General features: G+C 72.8%; 17 protein-coding genes. 10 read left to right on the forward strand and 7 right to left on the reverse strand.

Annotated features, from left to right (window positions below; all coding sequences use genetic code 11):
- Positions 1–15 precede the first annotated feature (15 nt).
- Positions 16–1,281 carry an MFS transporter gene (locus tag L3i22_RS35220; protein ID WP_255657396.1) on the forward strand — a complete coding sequence of 422 codons (1,266 nt, stop codon included), beginning with the start codon at positions 16–18 and terminating at the stop codon, positions 1,279–1,281.
- Here the strand turns inward: L3i22_RS35220 and L3i22_RS35225 are convergent.
- Positions 1,245–2,492 (reverse strand): NAD(P)/FAD-dependent oxidoreductase, encoded by a 1,248-nt coding sequence (locus L3i22_RS35225; RefSeq protein ID WP_221321805.1) that lies wholly within the window; start codon positions 2,490–2,492, stop codon positions 1,245–1,247. The two genes, L3i22_RS35220 and L3i22_RS35225, sit on opposite strands and share 37 nt — an antisense overlap.
- Before the next feature lie 205 nt (positions 2,493–2,697).
- Between L3i22_RS35225 and L3i22_RS35230 the strand changes: the two genes are divergently transcribed.
- Positions 2,698–3,309 carry a PadR family transcriptional regulator gene (locus L3i22_RS35230; RefSeq protein WP_221321806.1) on the forward strand — a complete coding sequence of 204 codons (612 nt, stop codon included), beginning with the start codon at positions 2,698–2,700 and terminating at the stop codon, positions 3,307–3,309.
- A 28-nt stretch (positions 3,310–3,337) separates the two neighbouring features.
- Here L3i22_RS35230 and L3i22_RS35235 read toward each other — a convergent pair whose 3' ends face one another.
- From L3i22_RS35235 to L3i22_RS35245, 3 genes are read right to left on the reverse strand one after another with little or no spacing between them, the layout of a single operon-like run.
- Positions 3,338–3,685 carry a cyclic-phosphate processing receiver domain-containing protein gene (locus L3i22_RS35235; protein WP_221321807.1) on the reverse strand — a complete coding sequence of 116 codons (348 nt, stop codon included), beginning with the start codon at positions 3,683–3,685 and terminating at the stop codon, positions 3,338–3,340.
- Positions 3,682–4,446, reverse strand: coding sequence for an aminoglycoside phosphotransferase family protein (locus L3i22_RS35240; protein WP_221321808.1), 765 nt, complete (start codon positions 4,444–4,446; stop codon positions 3,682–3,684). The genes L3i22_RS35235 and L3i22_RS35240 overlap by 4 nt, the downstream gene beginning before the upstream one ends.
- A complete protein-coding gene (locus tag L3i22_RS35245; protein ID WP_221321809.1) occupies positions 4,443–5,438 on the reverse strand; it encodes a hypothetical protein in 996 nt (331 codons plus the stop codon). The genes L3i22_RS35240 and L3i22_RS35245 overlap by 4 nt, the downstream gene beginning before the upstream one ends.
- Before the next feature lie 66 nt (positions 5,439–5,504).
- Here L3i22_RS35245 and L3i22_RS35250 point away from each other — a divergent pair, with 66 nt between their 5' ends.
- Positions 5,505–5,930, forward strand: a complete 426-nt coding sequence (locus L3i22_RS35250; protein WP_221321810.1) for a PPOX class F420-dependent oxidoreductase — start codon at positions 5,505–5,507, stop codon at positions 5,928–5,930.
- Positions 5,931–5,972: 42 nt separating this feature from the next.
- A complete protein-coding gene (locus L3i22_RS35255) occupies positions 5,973–6,872 on the forward strand; it encodes a MerR family transcriptional regulator (RefSeq protein ID WP_221321811.1) in 900 nt (299 codons plus the stop codon).
- 25 nt (positions 6,873–6,897) lie between these two features.
- Here L3i22_RS35255 and L3i22_RS35260 read toward each other — a convergent pair whose 3' ends face one another.
- Both L3i22_RS35260 and L3i22_RS35265 read right to left on the reverse strand, forming a co-directional pair.
- Positions 6,898–7,857: a LacI family DNA-binding transcriptional regulator gene (locus L3i22_RS35260; protein ID WP_221321812.1), complete on the reverse strand. Its 960-nt coding sequence runs from the start codon at positions 7,855–7,857 to the stop codon at positions 6,898–6,900.
- Positions 7,858–8,003: 146 nt separating this feature from the next.
- Positions 8,004–8,435 (reverse strand): PCC domain-containing protein, encoded by a 432-nt coding sequence (locus L3i22_RS35265; protein WP_221321813.1) that lies wholly within the window; start codon positions 8,433–8,435, stop codon positions 8,004–8,006.
- A 17-nt stretch (positions 8,436–8,452) separates the two neighbouring features.
- Between L3i22_RS35265 and L3i22_RS35270 the strand changes: the two genes are divergently transcribed.
- The 5 genes from L3i22_RS35270 to L3i22_RS35290 are packed head-to-tail and all read left to right on the forward strand — an operon-like array spanning position 8,453 to position 12,499.
- Complete coding sequence (locus tag L3i22_RS35270) at positions 8,453–9,211, forward strand: aminoglycoside phosphotransferase family protein (RefSeq protein WP_221321814.1); 759 nt, start codon at positions 8,453–8,455, stop codon at positions 9,209–9,211.
- 3 nt (positions 9,212–9,214) lie between these two features.
- On the forward strand, positions 9,215–9,853 hold the full coding sequence (locus L3i22_RS35275) for a trans-aconitate 2-methyltransferase (protein WP_255657397.1): 639 nt from the start codon (positions 9,215–9,217) through the stop codon (positions 9,851–9,853).
- Between the two features lie 22 nt (positions 9,854–9,875).
- On the forward strand, positions 9,876–10,598 hold the full coding sequence (locus tag L3i22_RS35280) for a hypothetical protein (protein ID WP_221321815.1): 723 nt from the start codon (positions 9,876–9,878) through the stop codon (positions 10,596–10,598).
- A 13-nt stretch (positions 10,599–10,611) separates the two neighbouring features.
- The gene (locus L3i22_RS35285) at positions 10,612–11,430 is read left to right on the forward strand and encodes a YwqG family protein (protein WP_221321816.1); all 819 of its coding nucleotides are present in this window, start codon (positions 10,612–10,614) and stop codon (positions 11,428–11,430) included.
- Between the two features lie 58 nt (positions 11,431–11,488).
- Positions 11,489–12,499: an aldo/keto reductase gene (locus L3i22_RS35290; RefSeq protein ID WP_221321817.1), complete on the forward strand. Its 1,011-nt coding sequence runs from the start codon at positions 11,489–11,491 to the stop codon at positions 12,497–12,499.
- Positions 12,500–12,737: 238 nt separating this feature from the next.
- Here the strand turns inward: L3i22_RS35290 and L3i22_RS35295 are convergent, their stop codons facing one another.
- A complete protein-coding gene (locus tag L3i22_RS35295; protein WP_221321818.1) occupies positions 12,738–13,961 on the reverse strand; it encodes an MFS transporter in 1,224 nt (407 codons plus the stop codon).
- Between the two features lie 151 nt (positions 13,962–14,112).
- Here L3i22_RS35295 and L3i22_RS35300 point away from each other — a divergent pair, with 151 nt between their 5' ends.
- The gene (locus L3i22_RS35300) at positions 14,113–15,099 is read left to right on the forward strand and encodes a LacI family DNA-binding transcriptional regulator (protein ID WP_221321819.1); all 987 of its coding nucleotides are present in this window, start codon (positions 14,113–14,115) and stop codon (positions 15,097–15,099) included.
- Positions 15,100–15,122: the final 23 nt, after the last annotated feature.

The following is a 15,122-nucleotide window of genomic DNA, read 5'->3' on the forward strand; positions in this document are numbered from 1 at the left end:
GACAGAACTGACCGCGTGACCATCACCGCCACCCGTCTGACCATCACCGCCACCCGGCTGATCGGAACCGGTCCGGTCGAGCGCGCCCTGACCCTGTCCATCGCCGCCTCCTCGCTGGCCAAGGGCGTGCTCTTCGGCGTCAGCGCGCTGTTCTTCACCACCGTCATCGGACTGTCCCCGGCCACCGTCGGCCTCGGCCTGACCGTCGCCGGCGCCGCCGGGATGGCCGCCGCGTTCGGCGCCGGCCACCTGGCCGACCGGGTCGGCGCGCACCGGGTCCTGGTCGCGGCCACGCTGGTCCAGGGCGCGGCGCTGGCCGCCTACGGCTCGGCGGCGTCCGCGGTGACGTTCACCCTGATCGCGGGCGCGGCGGTCGGCGCCCAGGGCGCGCAGCGCACCGCCCAGGCGACCCTGCTCGCGCTGCACTTCACCGGCCCGGACCGGGTCGCCGTCCGGGCCCGGCTGCGGGTGGTCACCAACGTCTTCGTCGGGCTGGGCTCGGCCGCCGCGACCGCCGCGCTCGCCCTGGGCACCGCGACGGCCTACGTGATCGCGATGCTGATCGCGTCGGCCCTGGTCCTGGCCTCGGCCATCCCGCTGCGCGGCCTGCCGGCCCCGATGAGGTCCGCCGATCGGTCGCGGTCCGCCCGTTCCCCGCTGCGAGATTTCCGGTACGTCGGGATCGCCGCCCTCTACGGGGTCCTGACCATCCAGTTCGGCCTGCTCACGGTCGGGATGCCGCTGTGGGTGACGCTGCACACCCGGGCGCCGGCCACCACCGTCGCCCTGTTGCTCGTGCTGAACACGGCGCTCGTGGCGGTCTTCCAGGTCCCGGCGGCGCGGCTGGTCACGGACGTGCGCGCGGCCGGCCGTACCGTAATCGTGTCTTCGATCTTCTTGGTCTTGACCTGCATTCTGTATGCCGCGGCGGGGCCCTTGCCGGCGCTGCTGGCCGTCGGCGTGCTGGTCCTGGCGCTGCTCGCGGCCAGCGCCGCCGAAGTGTTGTCCGAGGCCGGTGCCTGGTCGCTGGCGTTCGAGCTGGCCGACCCGCGCAACGCGGGCGCCTACCAGGGGATCAGCCAGACCGGCTTCGCGGCCGGCACCATGCTGGCCCCGGCGGTCGTCACCGGGACCGCCATCGCCCACGGCACGGCGGGCTGGCTGGCCCTGGCCGCCCTGTTCCTGGCCGCCGGCCTCGGCACCCACCGCCTCGCCACCCGCCCCGTCGCCACCAGCTCGTTCGCTCACCCTGGTGGCGCAGGCGGGACCGATGCTGAATGATCCGCGGGCGCGCTGACGGTGCGGTTCCAGTCGATCCGGTGCCGATGCACCGGACCGAACATCTTCTCCGGGGTGAGGAAGGTCTTCAGGAAGATCGGGGCCAGGAGCCGGGTCAGGGCGCGGGCGACCGGTCCGCCGGACTTCTGGCTGTTGGTCCGCGCCGCCGTGGCCGCGATCGACTCGACCCGTTCCCGGCGCAGGCCCTCGTACGCCGCGAACGCGGCCGGCAGACCGGGCAGGTCGCGCAGGCAGCGGGCCAGCTCGACGGCGCTCTCGACGGTCAGCGAGACCCCCTGGCCGGAGCTCGACGAGGGGGCGTGCACCGCGTCGCCGGTGAGGACCATCCGGCCGCGGTACCAGTGCGGCACGGGCGGCATGGCCTCCATCGACCCCAGCACGATCAGATCGTCCGGGTCGGACAGCCCGATCACCCGCTCCGCGGGAAGGTCGCCCGCATAAGCCTCCCGGAGCTGCCGCCGCCACTGCCCCGCCGCCACGGCACGGGCCTGTGCGCTGGTCAGATGCCGCTCGTAGGGCAGGTTGCTGAACCACATCGTCCGGCCGTCGGGCAGCCGCCAATACCCGAAGAAGGCTTTGCGACCCTGCACGAAGTACATCTCGTCGCACTTCGCCCAGGCCGGTGTCGCCGCCTCCGGTGCCGGGCTGCCGAAGCTGATCAGGCCGGTGTGCTGCGGTACGGGCGCCGCCGGGTCGATCAGGGTGCGCACGGTCGAGTGGATGCCGTCGGCCCCGATCAGGATGTCCGCCCGCGCGCTGGTGCCGTCGGCGAACCGGGCGACGATGCCGTCGGGTTGCTCGTCGACGCCGACCAGCCGCTTGCCGAACTCCGTCGGGATTCCCCGGGACCTCGCCTCGTCGTGCAGGATCCGGCACAGGTCGCCGCGCCGGACCACGAGGCTCGGCTCCATCCCGGGCAGCACCGGAACCGTGCCGAATCGCCGGCCCGTCCCGTGCGCGAACACCTGCGTGCGGATCGGCTGGCCGGCCGCCGCCAGCGCGGCGTCGACGCCGACGATGCGCAGGGCGGCCAGCCCGTTGGGCGCGATCATCAGCGCGCCGCCCGTCCCGCCGGCCGGCTCGTCGTACGCCTCATGGATGGTTGCGTCGATGCCCGCCTTGCGCAGGGCCAGCGCGGCCACGGGGCCGCCGATGCCGCCGCCGATCACCAGCGCGGTCTTGACCGATGCCATGTTCAGCCTCCTTCTGTCCCGTGCCGCGGACTACTTGGGCGGGGCCGGACGGGACGGGCCGTCGACCGTCGGCTCGGTCCTGGTGTGGTCGGCGTGCCCGCGGACCGTGGTCGAGGTGTCTTCGTGGGTCGTCATGCGGCGATAGTGTCACGCCAACTAGTTTCCTGGCAACTATTATCCGAGGGAACTAGTGTAACTTCAGCGCGTGACCACGAACTTTCGCCGCTCGCCACTCGCCCTCGCCGTCCTCGGGCTGCTGGAGGACGGCCCGCTGCACCCGTACGGGATGCAGCAGCTCATCCGGCAGTGGGGCAAGGATCAGGTGATCAACGTCGGGCAGCGGGCCAGCCTGTACAAGGTGATCAACAGGCTGGACGAGGCCGGCCTGATCAAGGTCTGCGAAACCACCCGCGACAATCAATATCCGGAGCGGACGAGCTACGAGCTCACCGCCGACGGGCGGGCCGCGAGCCGGCAGTGGATGGACGAGATCCTGTCCACGCCGCGCAACGAGTTCCCCGAGTTTCCCGCGGCGCTGTCGTTCCTGCCCATGCTCACCCCGCAGGTCACCATGGACCTGCTGGGCAGAAGGCGGGAACTGCTCGTCCAACGGCTCGCCGAACGCGACGCGACGATCGCCACCGAGCTGGACGGCCTTCAGATCCCCCGCGTCACCATGCTGGAAACCGAATACCTCCGCGCGGTCACCGACGCCGAGCTGCACTGGGTCGACGCCGTCCTGGCCGGCCTGCGGGACGGATCGATCACCTGGAGCCGCGAGGAACTGCGGGCCATCGCCGCCCAGTTCAAGGCCTGAGCGCGCGCAACCCCGACGGCCCGGAACGTCACTGCGGGTCGAGGTAGGCGACCGCCGGGGAGCCGGTGGCGAGGCGGACCGGGTAGCCCCAGCGGCGCAGGGTCCGGGCCATCCTGGTGGCGCCGGACGGGTTCGCCGAGTGGATCAGGATGACGCCGATGTCGAACGGCCGCTCCTCGAACGCGGCCCGCTCCAGCACCTCGACCACCGGCCAGATGGTGTCCTCCCCGCCCAGGTCGTGATCGAGCCACAGTTCGTCGACCCGCCCGTCCCGGTGCCGGTCGAGCAGCGCGACCCCGGCCGCGCTGGTCCGCGCGACCGAGGCGACCCGCCCGTCGGTGAACGAGCGGAGGTCGTCGATGAGCAGCACCGTCACGAGTTCTCCCGGGCGAAGTGCTCGCTCCACCGGATCCGCTGCGCGGCGAGGTCCAGGCTGCCGTTCGCCTGCCAGGTCACCTGGGGCTCGCGGCCCTCGGCGGCCAGCCGGCGGGCCCGGAACCAGACCGCCCGCTGCGCGTCGACGACCTGTTGCAGCAGGCCGTCCGGGGCGATCCCGTACGCCTCGGCGAACAGCGCCACCCGCCGCAGCCGGTCCGGGGGCGCCGGATGGTGCAGCCACTCCTGGCTGTACCGGTCGGTGCGGAACGGGGTGACGAACTCCAGGGCGTACGCCACGTCGTGCACCGGCGGGCGCGGCCAGGCGTAGTCCCAGTCCAGGATGCCGATCGGGGTGGCGCCGCGCCACACCAGGTTCCACGGCCCGAAGTCGCCGTGGCACACCAGTTCGCCGGGCCGGGGCGGCTCGGTGTGCCCGCCCCAGGTGGCGTCCGCCGACGGCCGGAAGTCGCGGACGGCCTCGTGGTACTCCCGCAGGAGCCGGGCCATCGCGGTCAGCCCGGACTCGTCCACGACGCGTTTCCAGCCGTCGCCGCCCGAGGCGCCGTCGAGGTAGGTGAGCACCTCGCGCCCCTCGTCGTCGATGCCGAGCAGCCTCGGGGCGTACGGAAAATTCTGGTTTTCTAGGTGTTTGAGCAGTTCATGAATGGTGGGTGACCACGCGTGCGTCGGGCGCCGGACGGTGTCGCCGATCCGCACCACGCGCCGGTGCGGATCGTCCTGCAGGATCTCCTCGCTCATACGCCGTCGAGCGGATCCCAGTCGGCCGCGTAGCGCAGCAGGGACGCGGACAGTTGCGGGTACGCCGTGCTCCACGCCGTGTCGAACAGGAACCACTGCTGGAAGCCGAACTCGGTGCTGCAGTGCATGGCCATCTGCGCCAGGTGCGGACCGACCCTGATCAGCGACGCCCCCGGGTCGCGATTCTCCGGCGCCGGGGCCCGCAGCGCGTTGCCGAGCGCGTTCGTCAGGTCGCCGTCGAGCAGCGGGTCGCGGGCGCTCAGGCTGAAGCCCGGCCAGCGGTTGGCCCGCTCCAGCGCGGCCCCGAGCGGGTCGGTCACCGGGCCGGCCGGGCCCGGGAAGAGCTCGCCCTGACCGGGCGCCGGCAGCTCCTTCGCAGCCTGCGTGACCAGCGCGGCGAGCACCCGCAGCTCGGGCGGCCAGCGCTCGTCGGCACCGCGTTCCAGCTCGGCGGCGAGCCCGGCCAGCCCGACGCCGGGGAACGTCACCGGCACCGCCACCTCCAGGCTCGAACCGTCGTAGAAGGTCAGGAACACCGCGTACGTCGTGAGCGGGACGGCCGGCTCGGCACCGGGCTCGTCCGGCAGCGGCCAGGCCTCGTGCACCAGGTAGGCCAGCCGCGACGGGTGCCGGGCCAGGGTCTCCTCGTCGAAGAAGTAGTAGGCCAGCTCGACCTCGTCGTCGTCGGTCCGCACCCGCAGGCTGTGCTCGTCCAGCCGGATGAAGTCGGCGTCGCCCTCGACATACAGATGCTCGTGCAGCATCGTCCGCAACTGATCAGTGCTCTCCGGCCGGGGCAGCGCGTGCTTCCGCGCCGCCTCGAAGATCGTCGCCAGCCCGTAGACGTCCGCGCCGAGCTCCTCCGGGAGCCAGCCCCGCGGATCGTCGCGGGTCCAGTTGCGCCGGAACCAGTCCAGCACGCCGGCATCCGGCAGCCGGCGCACCAGCTTGCTCAGCGGGCCGTCGTAGTGCGACCGGTAGACGAAGTACACCCACCGAATCTATCCGCCCGGCCGGGCCCCGGAATACCGGCCGGAAGTCGGGACTTGGCGAAAGATATGACGACCACATTCGATCCGCACGCGCTGATCGCGGAGAGCCGCCTCGGCATCCTCGCCACGATCCGGAAGGACGGGCGGCCGCAGCTGTCGCCGATCCTGCCGTACTACGACCGGGCCGCCGCCACGATCTACGTCTCGGTGACCGACGGCCGCGCGAAGACCGCCAACCTGCGCCGCGATCCGCGCGCCGCGATCGAGGTGACCAGCGCCGACGGCCGGGCCTGGGCGACCGCGGACGGCGACGCGACGCTGATCGGCCCGGGCGCCGACCCGCACGGCCCCGAGGTGGAGGCGCTGGTCGACTACTACCGCCGGGCCGCCGGCGAGCACCCGGACTGGGACGACTACCGCGCCACGATGGTCGCCGATCGGCGGGTGCTGCTCGCCCTGCACGTGACGCACGTCTACGGGCAGGCCATCTGAAACCTTGACCCGGACCCTGGGGTACGGGTTTAGGGTCGCGGCATGCGGGTGGGAGAGTTGGCGCGGCGGACCGGGACGACCGTGCGCGCGTTGCGGTACTACGAGTCGACCGGGCTGGTCGTGCCGCGCCGGCTCAGCAACGGCTACCGGGAGTACGAGCCGATCGCCGAACGCCAGGTCGCCCAGATCCGCGAGCTGATGGCCCTCGGCCTGGCCGTCGAGGAGACCCGGCCGTTCGTCGAGTCGATCGCCGAGGGCGAGGGTGACGTGTGCGCCGCGGCGATCGCCACGTTCCGCAGCACGGTGACCGGCCTGCAGGCGCGGATCGGCGAGCTGACCGCGCAACGGGACGCCCTGGACGCCCGCATCGACTCGGCCGCCCGCCAGGTGGTGACCGCCGCGCCGTCGTCCGGAAATGATCCGATGCGGCTGGTCGGGTCGCGGCTGCCGGCGCTGCGCTTCTACGCCAGCGACGGGCGGCCGGTCGACCTCGGCGACCTCGGGCCGGGGCGGACGGTGGTGTTCGTCTACCCGCTGACCGGCCGGCCCGGCGTGGACCTGCCGCGCGGGCTGCTCGAGGTGCACGGGGCGCGGGGCAGCACCGATCAGGCCATCTGGCTGCGGGATCATCACGCGGAGCTGCTCGCCGCGGGCGCCTCCCGGGTGTACGGACTGTCCGCGCAGTCGACCGGATACCAGCGGGAGCTGGCCCATCGGCTGCGGCTGCCGTACCCGTTGATCCCGGACCCGAAGCTGACGCTGGCCGCGGCGGCCGGGCTGCCGACCCGTACGTCGGCGGATCTTGCTCTTTATGATCGTCTGACGTTGATCGTCGCCGACGACGTCGTCGAGCACGTCTTCCACCCGATCCCGGACCCGGCGTCGCACGCCCTCGACGTGATGGCCTGGTTGTCCCGGCGCCGGTTCACGCTCGTGTCGTGAGCCGGGCGTGCTGTGGTCGCCCGGCTCAGGCCGATGCCCGCACGGTGATCCCGACCGGCAGCACGACCCCGGACGGCTCGTCGCCGTCGAGTTGCCGCCAGAGCTGGCGCACCAGCTCGCCCGGGTGCCGATCCCACTGCACGTGCACCGTGGTCAGCGGCGGCCAGACCGCGCTCGCCACCGGCGCGTCGTCGAACCCGGCGACCGCGACGTCCCCCGGAATACTCTTCCCGGCCCGGTCCAGCGCCTCGATCACGCCCGCCGCCATCACGTCCGAGGCGGCGAAGATGGCGTCGAGATCCGGTGCCTGGCGCAGCAGCCGCTCCGCGGCCTCCAGACCGCTTCGGTACGTGTAATCGCCGTGCGCCACGAGCGCCGGATCGCCCGCCCCGACCACGTCCAGGTAACCCGCCAGCCGCAGCGCCCCACTCGGCAGATCCAGTGGCCCGGTCACCGTCGCGATCCGTCCCCGGCCCCGTTCCCGCAGGTAGGAGACCATCTTCCGAGCCCCGCCCCGGTCGTCGGAGGTCACGTACGCCACCTCGTCCTCGTGCCCGGCCGGCAGCCCGCAGGCGACCAGCGGCAGGTGCCGCCCGGCCAGATCAGCGACCTCCGCGGCCCGCGCCGAGAACATCAGCGCCGCGTCGACCTGACCGTTCCCGATCGGCAGGATCGTCATGATTCCCTGCTCGCCGAGCGCCCGCGAACAGCCCAGCCACAGCCGGTTGATGTTCGGGTCCGCGAACAGCCGCTCGATCTGGACACAGTGCAGGAACGCCACGACGTCCGGTCGCGCGCCGGCCAGTCGCCGGGCATGGGCGTTCGGGGTGTACCCGGTCCGTTTCAGCGCCCGGTCGACGGCTCGGCGCGTGGTGGTGCTCACGTCGCGCCCGCCGTTGATCACCCGCGAGACGGTGGCGTGCGAGACGCCGGCCGCGCGCGCCACATCCCGGATGGTGACGCGTCCGCTCCCGGCGTCGGGCATCCCGCCACAGTACACAGCGGCCCCGTGCCCATCCCGTTCTTTAACGGCCTCGCGCCCCGTTTCCCGTCGGGGAGGTCAGTTCCCGACAGCTCCCTCGGCGACGTCGATCTTCTCGTTCTTCGTGGCCCCGACGACCTCGATGCCGATCATGCCGTGTTCGGCGCCTCGGCCGGCAGGGTGATGCCGCCGGTGGAGGGTCGGCGGCCTGGCCTGGTCGGGGCGGGCCTCGCCGAGACTCCGGCCGGCTGATCCGGGACCGGGGTGAGATAGACGCGGACGAAGAAGTCGCCGACGACGGCCCGGTGCAGGTGACCGGCGACGATCAGACCCTCGCCGGCCAGGGTGACGTGCACGTGCACCCGCCCGTCGACCACCTCGCCGGTGCCGGACAGCTCGAACGGCTGATCGTAGGTCCGCAGCAGGTCGGTCTGGGCGTCGTCCCTGCGCATCACCGAGACGTCGGCGTGCTGCACCGCCCCGATCAGCGTGATCGCGGCGGCAACCGTGCCGGTGGCGGTCACCGTCGCCTGGATCGTCTCCAGGACTTCCTCGCCGCGGTTGACCGTGATTACTCGCATGCCACCATCATGGGCGGATGAGCGACGAGACTCCGCTGCACGGCGCGGGCCTGCAGGATCGCGGCCTGGTCACGGTCGGCGACACGGTTCGCCGGCCGAGCGGCGCGTGGAGCCCGTCGGTGCAGCACCTGCTCGGCCATCTCCGGGCCACCGGGTTCACCCGGGCGCCGGAGCCGCTGGGGTTCGACTCCCAGGGACGGGAGGTGCTCGGCTTCCTGCCCGGCCACGACGCGGGCTGGCCGATGCGGCCGCGCATCCGCACCGACGAAGGCGCCTACGACCTGGGACTACTCGCCCGGCAGCTGCGCGAGGCGCTGGCCGCCTACCCGTGCCCGGCGGACGCGCGGTGGCAGTTCGTGACCGGCGCACCGGATCCCGGGCAGGCCGTGCAGCACGGCGACCTCGGCCCGTGGAACCTGCTGTGGGACGACGCCGGGGCGGTCGCCGGCGTGCTGGACTGGGATCTCGCCGAGCCGGGCGACCCCTGGTACGACACCGGCTTCCTCGCCTGGTTCACCGTCCCGTTCATGGACGACGAGCGCGCCCACGCCCGCGGGTACCCCGCTCCGCCGGACCGGCCGGCCCGGCTGGCGGCGTTCGCGGCGGGCGCCGGGCTGACACCCGCGGAACTGATCCCGATCGTGCACCGGACGCAGTCCGAGTTCGCCCGCCGCGCCACCACCCGCGACGGGATCTGGCGCACGATCCGCGACCGTGGTCTCCACGAAAGCACCCGGGCCGACCAGCGCTGGAGCACCCGCGCCTGGGAGAATTGACCGGTGTTGCTGGATGATCGGGCGCTGCACGCGTCGTCGGTGGTGGCCAACTGTGCGATGAACCGGGAGCGGCAGCTGGCCGGGGTGAACAGCTACGCCCGGGTGCTCGGGTTCGACCCGGTCGACGGGCTGACCGGCGCCTGGCTCGACCTCTGCTGCGGGAGCGGGCGGGCCCTGATCCAGGCGGCCGACCGGCTGGCCGGGGCGGCAACCCTGGTCGGGGTCGATCTCGTCGACGCGTTCGCCGGCGGGGCGCCGCCGGGCGTGACGTTCGTGGCCGCGCCGATCGAGACGTGGGCTCCGGATCGGGTGTTCGACCTGATCACCTGCGTGCACGGGCTGCACTACGTCGGCGACAAGCTCGGGGTGATCACCCGGGTCGTGCGCTGGCTGGCGCCCGGCGGCCGGTTCGTCGCGGATCTCGACCTCGACGCGGTACGCCTCGAGGACGGGCGACCGGCCGGACGCCGGCTCGTCACGCGGCTCCGGGCCGCCGGGATCGACTACGACGGGCGCCGGCGGCGGATCACCTGCGAGGGGCCGAAAGAGCTGATTTTTCGGTACGAATATCTGGGCGCCGACGATCGTGCCGGCGCCAACTACACCGGCCAGCCCGCGGTCCATTCCTACTACCGGGCGTGACCAAACTTGGCATGCTCACGAGATGCGCCCGCGTCTCGTGCTCGCCGCCGTCCTCACCGCGGCGGTGAGCGCGGCGGCCGGCTGCGGCGCGGATCAGCCGGCCACCCCGCCGCAGGCCGTGTCCCCGACGCCCGCGCCGAGCCCGTCAGCGTCCGCTCTCACCTCGCTGGGCACGCCGCTGACCACGACGGCCGGGAAGACGACGACGGCCACGGCCGGGTGGGAGATCACCGTCTACTACACCGCGGTCGAGGACTTCCACAGCGGGGCCGACACCGACGTCACCGGGTGCACGAAGCTGGACTGCACGAACGGACAGGACGATCTGGGCACGTACCCGTCCGATTTCGTTCAGGCGGTGAAGGACGAGGGCACCGGGCACACCTCGGCCGGGCCGTACCTGAACTGGTCGTACGACATCGGTTTCTGGCTCGACTCGGAGCCGCGCACGAGTGACGGCGAGCGGCTGACCCCGTTCGCCTCGGCGGCCGCGGATCCGACCGTGCTGCCACAGGGCACGCACTTCACGATCGCGAGCTGCGGCACCCAGGACGACGGCTCCGCCCCGCAGGAGGCGGTCTGCGCGGCGCTGCGGGACGGCGCCTGGGAGATCACCGACGAGTTCACCCCGGGCCTGGGCGGCTCGCACCACATCGACGCCTACATCGGGCCGGAGACCGGCGCGGACTTCACCAGCTCGGACTGGTACATCACGCTCACCAACGCCCGGCTGGCGATCGGTTGATATACGTGGGCGCGTGGAGATCGACGCGACTGCGCTGGAACGGTTCTGCGACACACTTCCGGAAAAAGACGCTTCGCACGTACGCGGTCTGGCCCTCCCGTCCGTCGAACTGCGCCCCGGCCCGGCCGGCTCGGCCACCCGGTTCGGTGGCGTGCCCCTGGCCGGGCCCGGTTTCGCCTGGCCGCGCGCGGACGACGGGCGCCCGCTGGCGCTGCTCGGCGAGCTGGACACCGACCAGGTCAATCAGTGGCTGGGCGCGACCGCGCTCCCGGCCGGGACGCTGCTCTCGTTCTTCTTCGCCGACGACGAGGACCAGGGTTTCTGGGGGATGCGCCCGGATTCCGCGCAGTACTGGCGGGTGATCGCCACGCGGAAGACCGACGCCGCGCCGGCCACCCCGCCCGACCGCACGACGATCTTCCCGGCGCACCCGCTGACCGGCCGGTCGACGCTGACGGTTCCGGACTCCTGGGATCCGGCGATCGCGGAGTTCGCCGGCTCGAACAGCGGTTACGTGCAGTTGTGGCTCGACTGGGACGGGCCGCTGCACCGGGTCTTCGGCTGGCCGGAGGTCGCGCAGAACCCGATGCCGGAGGACCTTCAGCTGGTGTCGAACGGGGTGGACCTGTTCGGCCCGCTGGACCGCCGGGAGCCGCGGATCCGGGAGCTGATCGCGGGCGGCGACGACTGGCTGCTGCTCTGGCAGATCGACTCCGACGAGCGCAACCTCGGCTGGATGTGGGGCGACATGGGCCGCCTCTACTACTGGATCCACCGGGCCGACCTGGCCGCCGGCCGCTTCGACCGGGTCTGGGTTCTCGTCCAGGGCTGACGCTCGTCCGCTCCCGCTGTCACCTCACTGTCACCTTCGGAATGGGAGGATCAAAACCATGGATTTCCGGTACGTGGGTAGCAGTGGCCTCAAGGTCAGTGAGCTCTGCCTGGGCACGATGACGTTCGGCAACGAGGCTGACGAGGTCACCTCACACGCCCTGCTGGATCGGTACGTCGAAGCCGGCGGCAACTTCATCGACACCGCGGACGTCTACAACGACGGCGCCTCGGAGGAGATCATCGGCCGCTGGCTCGCCCGCACCTCACGGGACGACGTGGTCGTGGCGACCAAGTTCTTCTGGTCCACCGGCTCCGGGCCGAACGACAACGGCGCCGGCCGCAAGCACATCCTCGCCGCCGTCCGGGACAGTCTGCGCCGCCTGCGGACGGACTACATCGACCTGTATCAGATCCACGCGTTCGACGAGGGCACCGCGCTCGAGGAGACCCTGTCGACGCTGGACGGTCTGGTCCGCTCCGGGCTGGTCCGGCACCTGGGCGTCAGCAACTACGCGGCCTGGCAGCTGCAGAAGTCGATCGACGTCGCCCGGTTCCGCGGGTGGGAGCCGTTCGTCGCGTTGCAGCCGCTCTACAACCTGCTCGACCGGGAGATCGAGCACGAGCTGGTCCCGGTCTCGCTCAACGAGGGGGTCGGGATCATCCCGTGGGCGCCGCTGCGCGGGGGCTGGCTGACCGGGAAATACCGGCGCGGCATGACCTCGGCGCCGCCCGGCACCCGCTGGGAGGCGGACAAGCAGCCCTGGCTCGGTGACTGGGACCGCAGCGTCGACGAGCGGACCTGGTCGGTGACCGACACGCTGCTCGCGGTCGCGGCCGAGCTGGGCCGCACACCGGCCCAGGTCGCGGTCCGCTGGCTGCTGCAGCGGCCGGGGGTCACGGCGCCGATCATCGGCGCGCGGTCGGTGGCGCAGCTCGACGACAACCTGGGGGCGGTCGGCTGGTCCCTGGACGACAAGTCGATGGAGCTGCTGACCGGCGCCGGCGACCAGCCGCTCCCCTACCCCTACGGCTACCTGGCCGGCTCGCCGCGCCGCCGGGAGCGCTGAGGCCTCCCCGGCGGGATCCGCCGTCGGTCCCCGCTGCGGCCGCCGGTTTTGCTGGGCGACGGGTTGCGGCTGCGCTTGCCAGGCGGCACCCGCCGCCGGTCCGTGCTGCGGCCGCCGGGCGCGGTTCGTGACGGCTTACGGTCGGCTCGCCAGCCAGCGCCCGCCGTTGGTTCCTGCTGCGGCCGCCGGGCGCGGGGCAACGCGGGGCAGCGCGGGGCGGCGCGGGGCGGCGCGGGGGCTACACCAGGGCGGGTTCTCTTTCTGGGGCCGGGGTGCGGTCGGAGCGGAAGTAGAGGATGGCCAGGAGCAGGCCGGCGAGGGCCAGGGTGACGCCGAGCCAGGCGGAGGAGAGGTAGCCCCAGCCGGCGGCGATGGAGGCGCCGCCGATGGCCGCGCCCAGGCTGTTCGACAGGTTGATGGCGGACTGGTTGACCGCGGCGCCCATCAACTGGGTGCCCGGGGCCGCGGCCATCAGCTGGCTCTGCAGGGCCGGGACGATGAACAGGCTGGCGGCGCCGACCAGGAACGCGCTGAGGAACAGGCCGGCCGGGTGGGCCGCGGTCAGGGCGAACAGGATGACCGCGAGGACCAGGCCGGTCAGGCCCCAGAAGACGGTGCGGCGCACGTCGCGGTCGGCGGCGATGCCACCGGCCGCGATGCCGGCGGACATGCCCAGGCCCATCACCGCGAGCACCCACGGGACGGTTGACGCGGACAGGCCGGTGACGTGCGTGGTGACCGGGGCGACGTAGCTGTTGACCGCGAAGAAGCCGGCCGGGCCGACCGCGACGACGGCGGCGGCGAGCCAGACCCGGGGGCTGCGGAAGGCGGCCAGTTCGGCGCGCGGGGAGCCGCCCGGTGCGGCGGCGACCGGCGGGACGACCAGGGCGGCGGCGAGCATGGTGAGGGCGAAGACGGCGGCGACCGCGAGGTAGGCGACCCGCCAGCCCTGGGCCTGGCCGAGGCCGGTGATCAGCGGGACACCGAAGATGTTCGCCGTCGCCAGGCCGCCGATCACCAGGGCGGTCCCCTTGCCCTGGTTGCCCGGGCCGAGGATGGACGCGGCCAGGATGCCGGCCGCCCCGAAGTAGGCGCCGTGGGCCAGCGCGGCGATGAACCGCCCGGCCAGCACCAGCTCGAACGTCGGTGCGAGGGCGGAGGCCGTGGTGCCGGCGACCATCAGGCCGAGCAGCCCGAGGACCAGGCGGCGGCGCGGGACGCGGGCGGTCAGCGCGGCGATCGTGGGGGCGCCGGCGACGACGCCGAGCGCATACGTCGTGATCGTCCAGCCGGCGTGGGCGACCGCGTCGGAGGCGCTGGCGGCGTACTCCGAAGGCAGTAGGTCTTTGGCGATCTCCGGCAGGAGACCCATGGCGACGAACTCGGTCAGCCCGAGGCCGAAGCCGCCCAGTGCGAGGGCGAGCAGGGCCGCCCAGCGGCGGCCGGCGGTCAGTGTGTCCACGCCCGAAACTCTAGAACGTTCTAGTAGCCGCGGCGATAGAACGTTCTAGGAATCACATCGCTAGGATCGGGGGCATGAGCGAGCTTGCAAGCGAATCATCGAGCTCGGTGAACAGCTCATGGCGACGCCGGAGCGCAGCGGAGGTGGCGCCATGAGCCGGACCACCCTGGCTGACGTGGCCGCCGAGGCCGGGGTCTCGGTCGCGCTGGTGTCGATCGTGATGCGGGGCGCGCCCGGCGCCGGCGCCGCCACCCGCGAGCGGGTCCTGGCCGTCGCCAAGCGGCTGGACTACCGGCCGGACACCCGGGCCCGGCTGCTGCGCAGCGGCCGCAGCCAGCTGCTCGGCGTGACGTTCGACGTGCGGCACCCGTTCCACGTCGACGTGCTCACCGGGCTCTACGACGCGGCCGGCCGGGCCGGCTACCAGCTCACGCTGAGCGCGATCACCCCGCGGCGCGACGAGCGGACCGCGGTGGCCGAGCTGCTGGACGACCGGTGCGAGGCGTTCCTGCTGCTCACCCCGCGGATGTCGGCGTCCGGCCTGGCGAGCCTGGCCGAGCAGCGGCCGGTGGTGGCGATGATGCGGAACGTGCGGCGGGCCGGGGTGGACGTGGTGCGCACCGACGAGACGCTCGGCTCGCACCAGGCCGTCGACCACCTGGTCGGTCTCGGTCACCGGCGGATCGCGCACGTGGACGGGGGCGCGCTGCACGAGTCGGTGGAGCGGCGGCGGGGCTATCAGGAGGCGATGCGGCGGCACGGGCTGGCCGATCTCGTACGGATAATTCCGGGTGGATCGGGAGAGGAGGACGGCGCCCGCGCCGCGGAGGTCCTGATCGGGGATCCGCCGACGGCGGTGACCGTGTTCAACGACCTGGCCGCGACCGGCCTGCTCGCCGTCGTGCGCGGGCGCGGCCGGGCGGTGCCCGGTGAGCTCAGCGTGGTCGGCTACGACGACAGCTCGTTCAGCCGGCTCGCGCACCTCGGCCTGACCACGATCGCGCAGGACATCGGTGCGATGGCCACCCACGCCGTCACCCGCGCGGTGGACCGGATCGAGGGTGAACCGGTCGCCGAGCGAGAGATCGTCGTCGCTCCGCGCCTGGTCGTGCGGGACACCACCGCGGCGCCGGGATAGGACCGGCTACCGGCGGGGTAGAG

Origin of the sequence: Actinoplanes sp. L3-i22, from assembly GCF_019704555.1 — a bacterium.
GTDB lineage: Bacteria > Actinomycetota > Actinomycetes > Mycobacteriales > Micromonosporaceae > Actinoplanes.